Source organism: Arthrobacter sp. PTI12, from assembly GCF_056679915.1.
This window is the reverse complement of the sequence record NZ_CM155256.1, coordinates 555,853-568,305: the sequence shown is the minus strand read 5'-3', so window position 1 is coordinate 568,305 and position 12,453 is coordinate 555,853. Positions and strand designations below refer to the sequence as shown.

General features: G+C 64.3%; 13 protein-coding genes and 1 tRNA gene. 8 read left to right on the top strand and 6 right to left on the bottom strand.

Translation table 11 applies throughout. The features are described from left to right. Positions 1–4: 4 nt before the first annotated feature. From AC1MBU_RS02815 to AC1MBU_RS02805, 3 genes are read left to right on the top strand one after another with little or no spacing between them, the layout of a single operon-like run. On the top strand, positions 5–2,047 hold the full coding sequence (locus tag AC1MBU_RS02815) for a PTS fructose transporter subunit IIABC (protein WP_479788414.1): 2,043 nt from the start codon (positions 5–7) through the stop codon (positions 2,045–2,047). 23 nt (positions 2,048–2,070) lie between these two features. Beyond that, on the top strand, positions 2,071–3,789 hold the full coding sequence (ptsP, locus tag AC1MBU_RS02810; RefSeq protein ID WP_479788412.1) for a phosphoenolpyruvate--protein phosphotransferase: 1,719 nt from the start codon (positions 2,071–2,073) through the stop codon (positions 3,787–3,789). 30 nt (positions 3,790–3,819) lie between these two features. Continuing rightward, positions 3,820–4,095, top strand: a complete 276-nt coding sequence (locus AC1MBU_RS02805) for an HPr family phosphocarrier protein (RefSeq protein WP_056545823.1) — start codon at positions 3,820–3,822, stop codon at positions 4,093–4,095. A 209-nt stretch (positions 4,096–4,304) separates the two neighbouring features. Here AC1MBU_RS02805 and AC1MBU_RS02800 read toward each other — a convergent pair whose 3' ends face one another. The 3 genes from AC1MBU_RS02800 to AC1MBU_RS02790 form a co-directional block, all read right to left on the bottom strand. Beyond that, positions 4,305–5,045 (bottom strand): hypothetical protein, encoded by a 741-nt coding sequence (locus AC1MBU_RS02800; protein WP_479788410.1) that lies wholly within the window; start codon positions 5,043–5,045, stop codon positions 4,305–4,307. Continuing rightward, on the bottom strand, positions 5,042–5,776 hold the full coding sequence (locus AC1MBU_RS02795) for a hypothetical protein (RefSeq protein ID WP_479788408.1): 735 nt from the start codon (positions 5,774–5,776) through the stop codon (positions 5,042–5,044). The genes AC1MBU_RS02800 and AC1MBU_RS02795 overlap by 4 nt, the downstream gene beginning before the upstream one ends. A gap of 155 nt (positions 5,777–5,931) precedes the next feature. Then, on the bottom strand, positions 5,932–6,144 hold the full coding sequence (locus AC1MBU_RS02790; RefSeq protein ID WP_056545819.1) for a hypothetical protein: 213 nt from the start codon (positions 6,142–6,144) through the stop codon (positions 5,932–5,934). Between the two features lie 410 nt (positions 6,145–6,554). Here AC1MBU_RS02790 and AC1MBU_RS02785 point away from each other — a divergent pair, with 410 nt between their 5' ends. Further along, entirely contained in the window at positions 6,555–7,037 is a 483-nt protein-coding gene (locus AC1MBU_RS02785; RefSeq protein ID WP_277358787.1) for a tetraspanin family protein, read from the top strand. A gap of 45 nt (positions 7,038–7,082) precedes the next feature. On the opposite strand, the gene AC1MBU_RS02780 is transcribed toward AC1MBU_RS02785, so the two are convergent. From AC1MBU_RS02780 to AC1MBU_RS02770, 3 genes are all read right to left on the bottom strand, one after another. Continuing rightward, positions 7,083–8,351: an endonuclease/exonuclease/phosphatase family protein gene (locus AC1MBU_RS02780; protein ID WP_479788406.1), complete on the bottom strand. Its 1,269-nt coding sequence runs from the start codon at positions 8,349–8,351 to the stop codon at positions 7,083–7,085. A gap of 36 nt (positions 8,352–8,387) precedes the next feature. After that, the gene (locus AC1MBU_RS02775; protein WP_479788404.1) at positions 8,388–9,044 is read right to left on the bottom strand and encodes a hypothetical protein; all 657 of its coding nucleotides are present in this window, start codon (positions 9,042–9,044) and stop codon (positions 8,388–8,390) included. Between the two features lie 135 nt (positions 9,045–9,179). Continuing rightward, a tRNA-Lys gene (locus AC1MBU_RS02770) sits at positions 9,180–9,252 on the bottom strand. Positions 9,253–9,406: 154 nt separating this feature from the next. On the opposite strand from AC1MBU_RS02770, the gene AC1MBU_RS02765 reads away from it, so the two are divergent. From AC1MBU_RS02765 to AC1MBU_RS02750, 4 genes are all read left to right on the top strand, one after another. Next, positions 9,407–10,054 (top strand): hypothetical protein, encoded by a 648-nt coding sequence (locus AC1MBU_RS02765; protein ID WP_277358790.1) that lies wholly within the window; start codon positions 9,407–9,409, stop codon positions 10,052–10,054. A 64-nt stretch (positions 10,055–10,118) separates the two neighbouring features. Further along, on the top strand, positions 10,119–10,583 hold the full coding sequence (locus tag AC1MBU_RS02760; protein ID WP_277358791.1) for a pyridoxamine 5'-phosphate oxidase family protein: 465 nt from the start codon (positions 10,119–10,121) through the stop codon (positions 10,581–10,583). Positions 10,584–10,813: 230 nt separating this feature from the next. Further along, positions 10,814–11,431, top strand: a complete 618-nt coding sequence (locus AC1MBU_RS02755; RefSeq protein ID WP_204533535.1) for a DUF47 domain-containing protein — start codon at positions 10,814–10,816, stop codon at positions 11,429–11,431. After that, entirely contained in the window at positions 11,432–12,442 is a 1,011-nt protein-coding gene (locus AC1MBU_RS02750; protein ID WP_277358792.1) for an inorganic phosphate transporter, read from the top strand. Positions 12,443–12,453: the final 11 nt, after the last annotated feature.

Below are 12,453 nucleotides of genomic sequence, written 5' to 3'. Positions count from 1 at the left end.
TCCCATGTCCGCAATGATTACGCCCGAACTTGTCGTTCTCGACACGTCGCTGGGCACTGACCGCGCCGGCGTCATTCGCCGGCTCGCCGAACTGGTGGTGGCGCAGGGCCGCGCCGACCAGGTGGAAGGGCTTTTCGCCGATGCTCTGGCCCGCGAGGAAAAGACAGCCACCGGCATCCCCGGCGGCATCGCCATTCCGCACTGCCGGTCCACTGCCGTTCTTGAACCGACCCTGGCGATGGCACGCCTTGAGCCGAAGGTGGACTTCGGCGCCAAAGACGGTCCGGCAGACCTGGTGTTCTTCATAGCGGCTCCGGAAGGCGCCGACCAGCAACACCTCAAGCTGCTGTCGAAGCTCGCCCGCTCCCTGATCAAGAAGGACTTCACCGCCGCGTTGCGCTCCGCATCCACCGAGCAGGAGGTCGTGGCTCTGGTGGAGGAAGCCCTCGAAGCCGCTCCTGCCAGGAAGGAAGGCGGCGCTACTGCCGTGAAGCCTGAGTCCGCGGACCCGGGAACCACAACGCCGCCGGACGCAGCCCGGACCAAGCGACTGGTCGCCGTGACCGCATGCCCCACAGGTATTGCCCACACCTACATGGCAGCCGACTCACTCGTCGCCGCGGCCAAGGAGCGTGGCATTGACCTGCAGGTCGAGACGCAGGGCTCCTCAGCATCCACTCCCCTCGACCCGTCAGTGATCGCTGCAGCGGATGCAGTAATTTTCGCCGTCGATGTCGACGTCCGGGACAAGCACCGGTTCGCCGGCAAGCCGGTCATCAATGCGCCGGTCAAGCGCGGCATCGACGAGCCGGGAGTCATGGTCGAGGAAGCCATCGCCGCGGCAGATAACCCCAATGCCCGCCGAGTTGCCGATTCCTCCATGCCTGGGTCCGACGACGACGGCCCTCGTGAAGGTGTCGGCGGCCAGTTGAAGCGCGCGCTTCTTACGGGCGTCAGCTACATGATCCCGTTCGTTGCAGGCGGCGGGCTCCTCATTGCCCTGGGCTTCCTCCTCGGCGGGTATGACATCACCGGATTCGCTGATGACATGGTGGTCAACAACAGCCTCTGGAACCTCCCTTCCGAGTTCCCCGAGACAGCCCAGGGCGCTCTCGGCGCATACCTCGGGGCGGTGTTCTTCAAGATCGGTTCCCTGTCGATGGGCTTCCTGGTCCCAGCCCTGGCGGGCTACATTGCCTACGCACTCGCTGACCGTCCCGGCATTGCCCCGGGCTTCGTTGCCGGTGCTGTTGCCGGCTTCATGGGCGCGGGTTTCCTGGGTGCGATTGTCGGCGGTCTCCTGGCCGGCTACGTCGCCATGAAGATCGGTAAGCTGGCAGTTCCCCGCTGGCTGCGCGGCCTGATGCCGGTAGTGATCATCCCGCTGGTGGCGTCGATTGTGGCCTCCGGCCTCATGATCCTTATCCTGGGTGGTCCGATTGCCGCCCTGACCGTTGCGCTCAACGATTGGTTGTCGGGTTTGACCGGCACCGGTGCGGTTCTGCTTGGCATCATCCTCGGGCTCATGATGGCAATTGACCTCGGCGGTCCCATCAACAAGGTTGCCTACGCCTTCGCAGTCGCCGGCCTCGGCGCTGGAGCCATCGACAACCAGGCTCCGTGGCAGATCATGGCGGCCGTCATGGCCGCCGGTATGGTCCCGCCGCTGGCAATGGCCTTGGCCACCGTGATCGACCGCCGCCGCTTCTCCCTCGCAGAGCGCGAGAACGGAAAGGCTGCATGGCTCCTCGGCTCCGCGTTCATCTCGGAAGGCGCCATTCCGTTCGCTGCCGCTGATCCGCTGCGCGTCATTCCCGCAGGCCTGCTGGGATCCGCGGTCACCGGCGCGATGATCATGGGTACCGGAGTCACCTCCCAGGCACCGCACGGCGGAATCTTTGTATTCTTCGCAATCGGTAATGTCGTTATGTTTGTTCTATCGATTCTCGTGGGCATGGTCATCTCGGCCCTTGCCGTGGTGGCCCTGAAGCGGTTCGCCGTGCGCAAGCCGGCCCCGGCCGCCGCCTCCGAGTCGGTTGCCGCATAGTCCCTGACTGAGGAGTTGGACCATTGAGCACCTTCACCGGCGTAGGGGTAAGCCCCGGCAGGATCGTTGGACCGGTGCGGCAGATGCCGCGCCCGGTAGCTGAACCGTCCGCCCGGGAGAAATGGTCCAACACCACGGTTGATGAGGAAACGGCCAGGCTGAAGGCTGCCGCGAAAAACGTGCAGGCCGAACTTCAGCAACGCGCCGACGCCGCAACCGGTGACTCGAGGGCGGTCCTTGAGGCAACTGCCATGATGGCCGCGGACCCCATGCTTCTGAAGTCCGCGAACGCCCTCATTGTTGCCGGAACCTCTGCCGAGCGCTCGGTGTGGGAAGCCGGCTCCCAGGTGGCGGACATGCTGAGGGGCCTCGGCGGTTATATGGCCGAGCGCACCCAGGACGTCCTGGACGTCCGCTCCCGGATTGTCGCCGAGTTGCGCGGGCTGCAGGCGCCCGGTATCCCGACAGCCGACCATCCGTTCGTCCTTGCGGCGGAGGACCTCGCCCCTGCGGATACCGCCACGCTCAACCCGGAGCTTGTGATCGCCCTGATCACCAGCTCCGGGGGTCCGCAGTCACACACGGCCATCCTGGCCCGCGCGCTGGGGCTGCCCGCCGTCGTCGCCGCCCGCGGCGTTGAGACTATCGACGACGGCACTGAGGTGTTTGTCGACGGCGCCGCCGGAACCGTGCTCTCCGGCCCGGGCGATGCAGAACGGACGGCAGCGGCCATCTGGGCGGAGCAGGCACGTTCGCTCGGTAGCTACAGCGGAACCTGCACGACGACGGACGGGCACCGGATCCCGCTGCTCGCCAATGTGGGATCGGGTGCTGACGCCCGCAAGGCGGCCGATGCTGGAGCTGAAGGCGTAGGACTACTGCGCACCGAGTTCTGCTTCCTCAACCGCGATACCGAGCCGACGGTCGAGGAGCAATCCGCGGCATACCGTGAGGTGTTCGACGCGTTCCCTGCCTGCAAGGTAGTGATCCGCACTCTTGATGCCGGCGCAGACAAGCCCCTGCCCTTCCTTACCGATGCCTCCGAACCCAACCCCGCGCTCGGTGTTCGCGGCTACCGCACCGAGCTTTCGACGCCCGGTGTGCTGGACCGCCAGCTGAAGGCAATCAGCGAAGCAGCCGACGGCGCAACAACGGACGTCTGGGTCATGGCACCCATGATTTCCACAGCGGAGGAGGCCCAGCACTTCGCTGAATCCTGTGCGGCAGCGGGATTGAAGGTGCCCGGCGTCATGGTTGAGGTTCCGTCTGCAGCGCTGACCGCAGGAGCAATCCTGCAGCGCGTGAACTTCGCGTCGATCGGAACCAATGACCTGACGCAGTACGTCATGGCAGCGGACCGCCAACTCGGGCCGCTGGCCGCCCTGAACGACCCCTGGCAGCCGGCTGTCCTCCAGCTGATCCGGCAGACGGTGGCCGGTGCCGAGACGGCGCGTGGCGGTAAACGTTCCAGCGGGGAACCCAACGGTGACAACGGAAAGTCGGTCGGAGTGTGCGGTGAGGCGGCCGCAGATCCGGCCCTCGCCGTCGTGCTGGTGGGTCTGGGCGTCACGTCGCTGTCCATGAGTTCGCGCGCACTTGCCGCCGTGGCTGCCGTGATTGGTTCAGTGTCCCTCACCGACGCACAGGGACTGGCACAACAGGCCCTGGCTGCACCCACTGCGATCGAGGCACGCACAGCGGTACGTGCCGGTTTGCCGATCCTCACAACCCTGGGCCTGTAGGCTCGCACAACAGCAAACGGAAGGAAGATCATGATCGAACGCAAAGCAACCGTAGCCAGCCGGGTTGGGCTCCACGCCCGTCCTGCCGCCATCTTCGCCGAAGCGGCGGGGGAACAATCGGCTGACATCACTATCGCCCTGGAGGGAAGCCCGGCGGACGAGGCCATGGACGCATCAAGCATCCTGTCGCTGATGAGCCTGGGCGCCGAGCACGGTGACGTTGTTGTGCTCCGCTCCGAGGACGACGGCGCCGGGGACGCCCTGGACTCGCTGGTCCGTATCCTCGAAACCGATCACGACGCCTGACAGCAGGCTTTTCCGGCGGCGGCAGCCCGGCCTGGAAACGAAATAGGTGCGTCCACCCGTTCTAATGGACGCACCTATTGCTGTGTAACCCGTTGACCCCCCACGGACACCGGGAGTTACATAATCATAATTTTGACACACCAGGATGAAAACGTGAACAGAGTTCGCGATATTGGTCGAAATAATCCGGCGAAAAGACTAACCGTGGATCAGTCGCGCCGGTGTTCATTGGCCAGGAAATTGGCGGAGCGGTTGCGTACCGAACGCCGGCGGGACAGCCAGATCATGGTGAGGCCGCTGGTGACGAGGACAATCGCGCCGAACGGCAGAATAAGGTCCGCCGCCCCCATCTCAAGTCCGGTGAAGTAGAGCGCAGTGTGGACCAGCACCATCGCAAATCCGGCCGCCATAAAGGCCGCAGCAACACGGTGAAGACCCCTCGCCGAGGTGTCCCGTGCACTTGTGATCGCCGGGACCAGTAGGCATGCGCCGACATACGCCGGGTAGATTCGCCCCAGGTGGCCGTACCAGTGCACGGTGGGTTGGTCCGCATATTCCCGCAGCCCCGTTGAGGGTTCGGGAAGGTCACTGAGCCCGAACAGAATCACCGTAGCCAGAACCGTGAGGCCCAGTACGGCGGCACCCAGTGGCCCGCTGATGAGCCTCAACGCCCGCTCAGAACTGAACGCGGCCGCGACCCGCAGCCCCAGGAGCAGCATGATGGCATACAGGCAGAACCGGATGAGCAGGTTCGCGATGTTGTCCCCGCCGAGCAGGCCGTCAACAAAAAGATAAATCGGCGCCAGGCTGAGGCCTACCGCAACACACAGCAGAACCAGCACCGCGAAGATGCTCCGCCCTTTACCCCGCAGAGCATCCGGGAGGCGCGTAGCCGCGAAGAGAACGCACAGTGTCAGCGCCAGCCATTGGGTAAACGTTCCGACGCTCATCCGAGGTTCTCCCATAAGGTCTGGTCACGAGTGTTGTCCTGCTCCTGCTTGCGAAGCCTCTTGCCCAGTCCATCAAGCCGGTCCCGCCCTATCAGGATGAGTTTCGAATCAGGCAGGGAACTCAGCACCTGCTCACGGCCGTCATCTGCCCAGCTGCCTTCCTGCGGTGTGAGCAGCCCGGTGACAACCAGGCCGTTTGCGAGCGAAACCCCGGAAACCCTGGCCACCTCAACGCACAACTGGGTACTCAGCCGGCCGGCGCTGAGTTGCGCCGAGAGGTTTTGCGGAGCAATGCCGGTGCGCGTGGTCAGCGCCTGGCGGAGTTCACCGCCGTCGACCGCATCGAACCACGAGCGCACTGAGTAGCGATGAGGCAGGGGCGCGAGCCGAAAACTCAGCGGACTGCCCACCCAGTCCGTTTCCTCACTGCGGCCAAGGATCAGCCGCAGCAGATCCATCGGGGAAACCTGGCTGAGATATTCCTCGCCGGTGGGCGGCAGGATTCCCTCCGCGAGGTCCCGGTAGCCGTCAAACACACTCAGCGCCTGAACCGGCGGAATCCCGTAGGCGCGGGCGATGCTGATGACGGTTTCTATTGAGACTTTTCCACGGACCAGCTGCTGCGCCAGTGTGGACCGCTTGATGTCCGCCTTCCGGCAGAGGTCGGAAACCGTTGCCTCAGGTGCTATCTGGGTACGCCACAGCTGGAAAGCTTTGGCTGTGACTGCCATCATCACCCTTCAGGAACATTTCGACTGGACTTCTGACCCCTACTGTGAAGTATAGTTGGAGAGCTGGCTCCCCATTCTGCGATTCCCCCATACGCAGAACGCGGAGCCAGTTTCACTTTAATCTCTCCAGTGGCGCCTCGAGGCGGGCTGTCGCCCTACCAGCGCACCTTCTTCTCCCGCTTTCCCTGACGGTTACTGGCGTGTACTGACTTGTTCCTGCGCCCAGTGCTGTGCGCGCTGTCCAGGTCCCCGAAGGCGGGGTTCTTCCGGGCCAACGCTTCCCGCGCGCGCGGATCATCCACCAGTTTCTTTGCAGCATCTTCGGTCAGATGGACGTTGAGCGGCTGTTGATTGTCTTGCTGGGTCATGGCTCTCCTTCAGTGGCTCTGACCGGCTGGGCCACTCACCTACCGGCAATGACGACGACGGCGGCTCTTGCTGTCCGCCGGCGCTCCGCCGGTTCCGTAGGGGTCCTGTTGCGCTGATTGGCCGGTTCAGGGCGACCCTGATCCGGACTCATGCAGGGGAGGAGTGGAAACAAACATGGAGACGAAGGCCTCAACACGGTCTTTTCGAATGGTTTCGTTGATGTTTGGACGAGTGCGCCAGGCACGCGACCGGCACAATTACTCGAAAATTATTGTTCCCATGCACTTCAACCTACACGAGCCCCCGGAGCCTTGGCCAGAGGTGTCCCGGATTTTGGCGCGCAGACAGCGGCTACTTACCCCGACGGAGCAGAACGAGTAGATTTCCAACAAAGGGTCAGGGAGGAACAATGGGCGAAAATACGCCGAACATCGACAATCGGTACAGTTCCATCTACCAGCGGGGCGGCGGATCATCGACCACCCAGGGTGATCGCTGGCCCGCACCGAAGGAACCACCGCAGCAGCGCCGGGCAGTATCCGAGGCGCACACCGCAACCTCACCCGAGCAGCCCGCCAACGTTGTTGAAGTGATGCCGGCAGGAGCGGTCTTGCCGGACCCCGGACCGGCGCACCCGCGGTTCAATCCGTTTGTTTTGGTGCTCTGGCTGCTCGGGGCGGCCATGCTTGCCCTGGGCTTGTGGGCGGTGTTTGCACCTCTACAGGTTGATCAGACCGCAGTCAGCGGCCCGTTCCCGCAATGGATCTTCATCATCAGCCAGTCGGCGGGCGGCATCATTGTCAGCGCCAGCATTCTGCTCACGGCGGCAGGGGCACTCAGCGCGGTCTTCTGGGACCGGCGGCGCCGCCTCACCTCCAATCAACAGGGGTGACCGGCCTGACCGCGGTTCGCGGCGGTTCCTGTTGAGTCGGTCTGGTCAGCGCTTCTTGACGTCAACATCGACGTACACCAACCGGTGGTCGCTCGTGGGGAAAGGGAAAACCCCCGTGAGCTCCGCGCCGGGAGCCCCTGCGCGCGGCCAGAAGATGCCGGCGCCGCGCACCTTGAGAGACTTGGACGGCAGCACATAATCCACCCGGAGGTTTCCCGCCTCAGCGTCCTCGAAGTCCGCCGTGTCCAAAGCCGGATTACCGCGGTGCTCAGGATTCACCCGCCCCTGCAGGACTGACGCTTCAGCCGCGCCTTCCGCTGCCGGCTCCGGATCCTGGAGTTCCTTCAGCTCGAGCAACGAACTGATCGAGCCAGGGCGGGAATCGCCATCAGCCGGGTCGCTGTTGAGGTCTCCCAGCACAACGAAGTCATCACGTCGGTCCAGTCCGCCGCGTTCGCCGTCGTCGTCGTAGATGTAGCGCGCGTTGCCGCCGCCGCGGATATAGTCCACCCAAAAGCGGATCTCGTCGCTGTTCCGTCTGCCGTTGCGGTCTTCCTCAGAGTCGAAAACCGGGGGCGTGGGGTGACTGGCGAGAACATGGACTGTCGAATCACCGATGGTCACCGGAATGTCCCAGTGCGATTTGCTGGACAGGCGGACAGCCGCCAGTTCGTCCTCGGTGAACCAGTCCGCGGCGCCGGCGGTAGCCGGGTCATCGGGCAGGAGCGCACCCGGCATGTCCGCCCAGAGGAAGTTCTGGAAGGTGCGGACATTCCTGGTGTCGATGGGGTACCTGGAGTAGAGAACCATTCCGTACTGGCCCTCGAACTGGCCGAACCCGAATGCATCGTCCGGCCCACCTACGGTGCCGTCATTGTTCAGGTCCATCCCGCTGGGAACACCGGTGTTGGACGGGGCGGTGTAGACGTAGGGGTAGCTGACGGGGGCTTTACCGTTCTGGCTCAACTCAAGGTAGTTGGTCCGGAAAAGTTCGGCCGCCGCGTGGTCTGCGTCGAAATCGAATTCGTTGAGCAGCACCACATCAGGGTTGTTGATCTGAATCACTTCGGCGATGCGCCGCGCCTGCTCATCATGGCCGGTCGACAGGTCCTCGACGAGCTCACCCTCGGCGGACCGGTTCAGGCTTGCGTTGTAGGTGGCGAAGCGCACTTCCTGCTTGCCCTGGCCCTGCGCAGCACCGGTCGGTTTGTGAGCAGCAGTTGCCGTTGACGGCACCGCCAAGCCGGCAGCGGCGACCGCGAGCGCGACGACAATAGCGGCCGTTCTGCGGCGCGGTGCACGTGCTGAATCCATGGACTTCCCCTCCGGTCCCCCAGTGACCGGTCCAGCCTAACTGTCCCGGCTGGGAGGGGTCGAACGGGCTCCTGCGGCACGCTCGGCCTTTTCAAAGGCAGTCTCCAGCTCGCTGACCGCGGATTCATAAGCAGGTGCAGCTCCGTCGTCGTCAGTATCTGCCTGCTCGCGCAGCACCGCCGCGGTCCGCATCGCGCGGACCAACCCGGCAGTCTCGGGACGCTTGACGTCCGTCATGTCCGGATAGTCGATGGCGACGGCGGGATCCAGTTCATAGCTCACCCACCGCTGCAACACGGATTCATGGCGTGCCCGCAACGCTGACCGCGCCTCTTCCACGGATCGACGACGACGGCGCACAGCCCGCTCCTGCTCCCCGCGCCAGACCCAGCCGCCCGCCAACCCCATCCCGAGCATGCCTGCCAGCCCGGTCACCGCAGCTGTCTCGGGGATGAGCACCATGGCTCCCAGCATGGCGCTGAGGCACGCGAACCCGCCGGTGAAGCCGTACCAGAAGACGCCATCGCGGTCCTTGTCCGTCAGCAGCCCGCGCGAGACGGCGAAAGCGGTCAGCGCAATGAGCGCTCCGATGACGGCGACGGCTAGCGCCGTCTGAACGGGTAACGCCAATAGGCCGGGCATCGGAGTTCCTCCCGGCACTTTCCCGTGCCGCTCGATGGAAAGGATCTGCACTTCCAGTACAGGCTTCCTGTGCCCGGGAGTCAATGCTTGTTGCCTGAAAGCAACCTTGGAAAGCGGATCGGCCTTCCACGAAAAAGCGCGCCCTCACCGATACCTCGGCGGGGGCGCGCTCCTCGTACTCGCGGGTGGGCCCTGTGGGACTCGAACCCACGACCCACGGATTAAAAGTCCGATGCTCTACCAACTGAGCTAAAGGCCCACGTCACCCGGGCACGCCCGAACAACGTGTCTACTTTATCGCACCCGATCGGGCGATAAGGCAACCTGGGCCGATATGCCCTGTGCCGTGGGAGCGAACCCGCGGGTTTGGTTGGCGCCTAGCCCCCCATTAGGCGCAGGAGTATTCTCGACCCATGGACGGCGAATATGTAGACAACAGCCCTCGGCACCACAAACCCAAGCCGTTTGCGCCCGCAGATTTTGAGGTTTTCGCCGGCGGTGCAGACCCCTCGCGGGTTTCCGAAGCCGCCCACCTTGCCGCGCACGCACTGGTTCACCACGGCCGCGAGACCGATGACCCCGTGGTGACGCAACGCCTGGTGCAACTGGCTGACCAGCAGGGGCTGGAAGCCATTGCCGAGTTGTGGGCGGAAAGTCCTGCTCGTTCCCTGCCCGGCGCACTCTGGCGCCTCTACGCGCTCCGTGCCGCTACCCAGCAGAACCCGGAAAAAATCGCCGCCTTCTTCAAAGCCGGCAAGGAGGTGGCCCAGGTTTCGAAGGTTGTCGCGGGAGTCGCCGAGCCCCCCGGCGCGGACGAGGTCCAGCACATGGCGGACACCATTCTTTCCGGCGCGTTCGACGGCGAATTCGACGTAGCGCTTGAGCGCTTTGCCGCTTTCTGCCGGGTAGTGGCGCTCGGCCAAACCAACCACGCGGACGACGTCGATACCTCCAACGGCGCCCACGCCACCAAACTCACGCGCAGTTCACACCAGCTGGTCAAGACTGCGGAGGACCTGGAGCACGCTGCCGCTTCCTGGCGCCGCGGCGAGCTGGACTAGCAGCACCGTGCACTCCCGGCCACTGGCCCTGTCCTGGCGCGCGAACCCGGTCTAGGATCGCCGTATGGAAGCGAATGCTGCGGGAGTCGAAGTTTTGACCGACAGTGAATGCTGGAACTGCCTGAGGGCAGTTTCAGTGGGGCGGCTCGCCGTCGCTCTCGAAGACGGCCCTGACATTTTTCCGGTCAACTACACCACCGATCACGGAACGCTCGTATTCCGGACAGGAACCGGAACCAAGCTTGCAGCGGTGCAGGCTGATGCCCGCGTTGCGCTGGAAGCGGACGGGGTGGACTCCGAAGCGGGTGTCGCCTGGAGCGTCGTCATCCGGGGTGGGGCGGAACTGGTGAAACTCCCCGACGACGTCCTTGAGACATTCTCGCTTCCCCTCTTTCCGTGGCAGGGAGGCAGGAAAGACCAGTTTGTCCGGATCATTCCGGAGACAGTTTCAGGACGGCGATTCCCCGTAGTTGAGCCGAAGACCTGGTGGACTCCGGAGTCCAGCGCAACCCATTCGGCGCCGGAGTAGACAGTGCTCGTTGACATGCACGCGGGTCAGTAGCAGACTGAAACTGGTGTCGGACCGTGGAACCCCCGGGCTTCAACATTTAGCCGCTTCGAGCGGCCTTCCGCCGAGAGGCGCTCCCGGTTCGGCGCCACTTTTGTGCCCTCAGGGGGCCGGCCGCACAGCGCCGGCCACCTGAGTGAGGCGCAGGTAGTCTTAGGTGGCAACCGTCCGTGCGACCGTAGGTGATCCTTGTGAAGCTCCGCCTCTTTCCCCAGGAAAACGCAGGACTTGAACTGCTCTCCAGCATGGCCCAGCAACTGGTCCTCGGAGTCCGCAGCATGTCCGGCATCCTTGGTGCCGCACCCCAGGACTATGATCAGCTGGCCGAAGAGCTGCACCAGTATGAAGGCACCTCGACGGACCTGCACTTTGCCCTGCTGACCTCGATGCGCACGAGCTTCATCAACCCGCTCCCCCGTGAAGACCTCTACTCCATGTCGCGTCTGTTGAGCGAAGCCATGGAGAAGCTCGACGGCGCTGCGGAGCTCATCGCCCTCTACAAGCTGACCAAACTCAGCCGCCGCGCAACCGAGCAGCTCGAGGTGATCACCCGGCAGGCGGAACTGACCGCCGAGGCGATGCGGCAGCTCAATTCCCTCGATGACCTCGAGGACTACTGGATCGAGATCCTGCGACTGGCCAAGCGTGCCGAACGCACGCACCGGATCTGGTGCTCGGAGCTGCTCGCTGACCACAAGCCGCTGGTCTACGCGCGGCACCGTGACGTCGCCAACCAGCTCGTCGACGTCACAAAGGACATCCGCAAGGTGGCAACCCACGTCGGAGCGATCCTCGTCAAGGAATCGTAGGTGGAGGTCTTCCTCCTCGGCACCGTGGTGCTCCTCGCTGGCGGATTCGCCTTCATCAACGGGTTCCACGACGTCTCCAACTCCATTGCCACGTCGGTCCGTACCCGCGCACTGACTCCAACTGTGGCAGTCCTGCTCGCTGCGCTGTTCAACCTCGTCGGTGCCCTCATGAGCGCCAGCGTGGCGACTCTCTTCACCGGGAACAGCATCAGCCTCCCCACCGGGCAGAGCGGTCTGGGCATTTTGCTCGCCGCCCTGCTGGCAGCGTGCGCCTGGGGTATCTTCACCTGGTACCGAGGCAAGCCGTCGTCGTCCACGCATGCATTGATCGGCGGACTGATAGGGGCCGGCGGGGCGGCGGCAGTGCTCGGCGGGGAGTCCATTGCCGCGTCCGGCCGCGTATTCCTCCTGGAGATCGGACTGCCGCTGCTGCTGTCGCCGCTGATTGCCTACCTGCTCGCCTACGTGGTTGTCTTCCCTGCCACGTGGCTGCTGCGTCACAATTCCCCGCGCAAGGTCAACAACGGGAACCGGATGGCCCAGGCCGTCCTGACCGCCGCATTCGCCTTGGGCCACGGGCTGCAGGACGGTCAGCGCACCATGGCCGTGATCGTCCTGGCGCTGGTGGGAGCCGGCCTCTACTCCGGGAGCGATATTCCGCTCTGGGTCCAAGTCTTTGCCGCCGTGCTGCTGGCGGGCGGATCACTGCTTGGAGGCTGGCGCATTACACACACCCTTTCCAACCGGCTGGTACGCATTGACCCGCTCCGCGGGATGGCGGCCCAGGGGGTCAGCGCCGTCATGCTTTTTGTCGGCGCACTGTCGCTGAACATGCCGCTCTCCAGCACGCATACCATGACCTCGGCAATTGTGGGCGCCGGCGCCAACCAGCGCTACGCCACGGTTCGGGGACGCGTGGTGCGCTCGGTATTGCTGGTCTGGATTACGACGGCGCCCGCCACCGCGCTGCTCGCCGCCATCCTTTTCCTGGCGATGAGCCCGCTGCTCTAGATTGCAGGCTG

Coding starts and splice junctions, on each gene's coding strand:
- AC1MBU_RS02815 (WP_479788414.1), top strand. CDS start 5: ATGTCCGCAATGATTACGCCCGAACTTGTCGTTCTCGACACGTCGCTG.
- AC1MBU_RS02805 (WP_056545823.1), top strand. CDS start 3,820: ATGATCGAACGCAAAGCAACCGTAGCCAGCCGGGTTGGGCTCCACGCC.
- AC1MBU_RS02795 (WP_479788408.1), bottom strand. CDS start 5,776: ATGGCAGTCACAGCCAAAGCTTTCCAGCTGTGGCGTACCCAGATAGCA.
- AC1MBU_RS02765 (WP_277358790.1), top strand. CDS start 9,407: ATGGACGGCGAATATGTAGACAACAGCCCTCGGCACCACAAACCCAAG.
- AC1MBU_RS02790 (WP_056545819.1), bottom strand. CDS start 6,144: ATGACCCAGCAAGACAATCAACAGCCGCTCAACGTCCATCTGACCGAA.
- AC1MBU_RS02800 (WP_479788410.1), bottom strand. CDS start 5,045: ATGAGCGTCGGAACGTTTACCCAATGGCTGGCGCTGACACTGTGCGTT.
- AC1MBU_RS02780 (WP_479788406.1), bottom strand. CDS start 8,351: ATGGATTCAGCACGTGCACCGCGCCGCAGAACGGCCGCTATTGTCGTC.
- AC1MBU_RS02760 (WP_277358791.1), top strand. CDS start 10,119: ATGGAAGCGAATGCTGCGGGAGTCGAAGTTTTGACCGACAGTGAATGC.
- AC1MBU_RS02785 (WP_277358787.1), top strand. CDS start 6,555: ATGGGCGAAAATACGCCGAACATCGACAATCGGTACAGTTCCATCTAC.